We start from the raw sequence: 2,430 nt of genomic DNA, 5'->3' as shown, positions 1-2,430 counted from the left end.
GCCCGGTGGGCTATCGGCCGGTCGGCTAATGGTCGGGCGGGTTCGGGTGGTCGGGCAGGTGCGGACCAGTCGGGTGCGGGCGGCAACGGGTGGTCGTGCGTGTGCGACGGTACGACGCGCGGGATCGGCGCGGAGGTCATCGGCGCTGGGGTCGTCGGCGCTGCTGGGGTCATTGGCGCTGCTGGGGTCATTGGCTCCGCGCCGACGCGCGAGAGGTCGATGCCCTCGCCGCCGAGCCACGGCGGCAACATGGTTGCTGCTAGACCGGTGGGTGGGCTCGTCGGTGTTTCGGTCATGGTTCCCCCTCAGTGATCGCTTCGGAACGGACCGATCCGTCCGAGGTGCGAACGTTAGCGGCCGGTGTGCGCGCCACGCCCGAGAAATCGGTAACGGAACCGAACTTTGCTGCCGTGCGTCCAAGTACTTGTGCGTGTTGATCGGGCGTCGGTCGCGACACGCCCGAACGGCGCGTGATGGAACCGGAATACCCGGGGCATGCGTCTAAGCGATATGAGAACCGTCGCAGAGCCACCGCCCGCTGGTGCGGTGCCGTCGATCCTGGACGGCGCCGCACTGAGTCATGCCGCGTCGTCGTGTGGTGGCCTTGTGGTCACGACGACCGCCGATGGCCTGCCGGTCGGAGTCAGGATTTCCCAGGCGCAGTTGTCGGTGAGCTTAGACGTGGTGGCCGAGCGGATCGTCGCGCTATGCGCGCTGGCCGCGGCGAGCAGCGCGCATCAGCGCCGACTGTCACTCGCGGCCGCAGGTACGGCGCGCGAAGTGCTTGACGCTTTGGGGCTGCCCGACCGCAGTGGGCTGCTCCGGGCCGAAGCGGCGGTCGATCGCTGGTGCGGGACCGGGGCACGACGATGACGCGCACGATGGACCAGATCACTGCCGACGCGGCCGCGCATCTGGCTGTGCTGGAGCGGCTACACCGGGACCTGACCGGGTTGTCGGTGACGGCCCGCGCCGACGATGGACGGATCGCCGTCCGGGTGGACGCGACCGGAGCCCTGGTCGGGCTGCGGCTGCTGGCCGGCGCCGGGCAGGGCGATGCCAGCAGGCTGGGTCATTTGATCGTGGCGGCCGCGGCGGCCGCTGCGCGTGAGCTGTATACCCGGCGCGCCGACCTGACCGCAGAGTTTCTGAGCGAGTTCGGCGACACGCCGGACGCTGCGGGAACCGAAGACGCGTCCGGTGCGTCTAATCCCTGACCGTCGGACACCGAAAGTGAGGAGAAGCAGATGGAACAGGTAACTGTGGTCGCCGGGGCCGTGGAGTCGTTCGCGGCAACCTCGGCGGCGTTGTCTGCCGCCACCGCTGCGGCCGGGGCCGCTGATACCGCGGCGGGGGCTGCGCTGATGACAGGTGCGTTCGGCTTGATCGGACAGGAGTTCCTGGCCGCCTTCTCGCTCGCGCAGGCCAACCATCTCGCCTCAGTCGGCGCCCTCGCCGCAGTCCAGGCCGCCACCGCGGGCGCCGCGACAGCAGGCTTAGGGGCGCTGCAGGCCGCCGACCTGGCTGGCAGCGCGGGGATCGGTCCGGCATGAGTGCGCCGGGGGTTCTCGCCGAGCCGACGATCGGCCAGTTGCTGGCGCCCACCGGGCTCACCGAACTCCTTGACGCCACCCCGGCCCAGCTGCTCGACGGCCTCGGTCTCGGCCACCTCGCCGATACGCTGCCGCCGCTGCCCGACCTCTCCGGCCTGGACATGTCGGATCTGCGGAGCCTGCTGGCCCCGCCCGGTCTTGCGGCCCCGCCCGGTATTCCGGCGCTACCCGCGCTCGATCCGCTGGCGCTGCTCGCCCCGTTGGGTGAACTACTGCGCACTTTCGGTACTGGCACGCTGCCCGGCGGTGTGGGTGATCCGACGACGCAGCTCACCGGCCTGACCTCGGCGTTGCAGTCCGGGATCGGTGCGGTGACCGGCGCCGTGCAAGCGCTCTCCGGGCTGTGGTCCGGACAGTCGGCCACCGGGGCGGGGGTCAAGTCGATGACTTCCGCAGCCGATGCCGGGCTGCTGGCCGGGCAGGGTGCGGCGATGACCACCGATATTCAGGCCGGGCTGGCGATTGTCGGCGCGGGACTGGTCTCCTTGCAGGGCGTGATCGTGAAGACCGCGACGCTGATCGCCGCAACGATGCCTGCCATCATGACTCCGCCGGGGCAGCTCGCAGTTCTCGGATTCGCCGCGGAAGGCCTGGCCGAGGGAATGACCGTGGTGGCTGCCACGCGCGCGCAGCTTGCGGTTCCGACCGCCAAGATGGCCGTCGACGGCACGCCGGTGTCGGTCACCCCACCGCCGATCAGCGCGGACACGGTGTCGGCGATAGTGCAGGCGGCAATACCGCTGGGCACCGCGGCGCTGCAGGTCGCCGGACAACTCGTCGCCGCTGCGGTACCGGCTGCTACGGGCCACCCCGTCGG

Annotated in this window: 3 protein-coding genes and 2 pseudogenes; 4 read left to right on the top strand and 1 reads right to left on the bottom strand. The window is 70.7% G+C overall.

Features of this window, described 5'->3' with window-relative positions:
• Positions 1-296, bottom strand: a pseudogene (locus WAW85_RS02305) (hypothetical protein); the annotation flags it as partial.
• A gap of 214 nt (positions 297-510) precedes the next feature.
• On the opposite strand from WAW85_RS02305, the gene WAW85_RS02300 reads away from it, so the two are divergent.
• The 4 genes and pseudogenes from WAW85_RS02300 to WAW85_RS02285 form a co-directional block, all read left to right on the top strand.
• On the top strand, positions 511-873 hold the full coding sequence (locus WAW85_RS02300; protein ID WP_422558044.1) for a hypothetical protein: 363 nt from the start codon (positions 511-513) through the stop codon (positions 871-873).
• Between the two features lie 8 nt (positions 874-881).
• Positions 882-1,217, top strand: coding sequence for a YbaB/EbfC family nucleoid-associated protein (locus WAW85_RS02295; protein WP_422558043.1), 336 nt, complete (start codon positions 882-884; stop codon positions 1,215-1,217).
• Between the two features lie 30 nt (positions 1,218-1,247).
• Complete coding sequence (locus WAW85_RS02290) at positions 1,248-1,553, top strand: hypothetical protein (protein WP_422558042.1); 306 nt, start codon at positions 1,248-1,250, stop codon at positions 1,551-1,553.
• A pseudogene (locus WAW85_RS02285) lies at positions 1,550-2,430 on the top strand (hypothetical protein); the annotation flags it as partial. The gene WAW85_RS02290 and the pseudogene WAW85_RS02285, both read left to right, overlap by 4 nt.

The organism is Gordonia sp. (in: high G+C Gram-positive bacteria) (assembly GCF_049299075.1).
Classification (GTDB): domain Bacteria; phylum Actinomycetota; class Actinomycetes; order Mycobacteriales; family Mycobacteriaceae; genus Gordonia.
The sequence above is the reverse complement of the archived record's forward strand: the minus strand, read 5'-3'. Positions and strand labels throughout refer to the sequence as shown.

Bases quoted from the DNA above. Each gene is read 5' to 3' on its own strand.
- WAW85_RS02300 (WP_422558044.1), top strand. From the start codon at position 511: ATGAGAACCGTCGCAGAGCCACCGCCCGCTGGTGCGGTGCCGTCGATC.
- WAW85_RS02295 (WP_422558043.1), top strand. From the start codon at position 882: ATGGACCAGATCACTGCCGACGCGGCCGCGCATCTGGCTGTGCTGGAG.
- WAW85_RS02290 (WP_422558042.1), top strand. From the start codon at position 1,248: ATGGAACAGGTAACTGTGGTCGCCGGGGCCGTGGAGTCGTTCGCGGCA.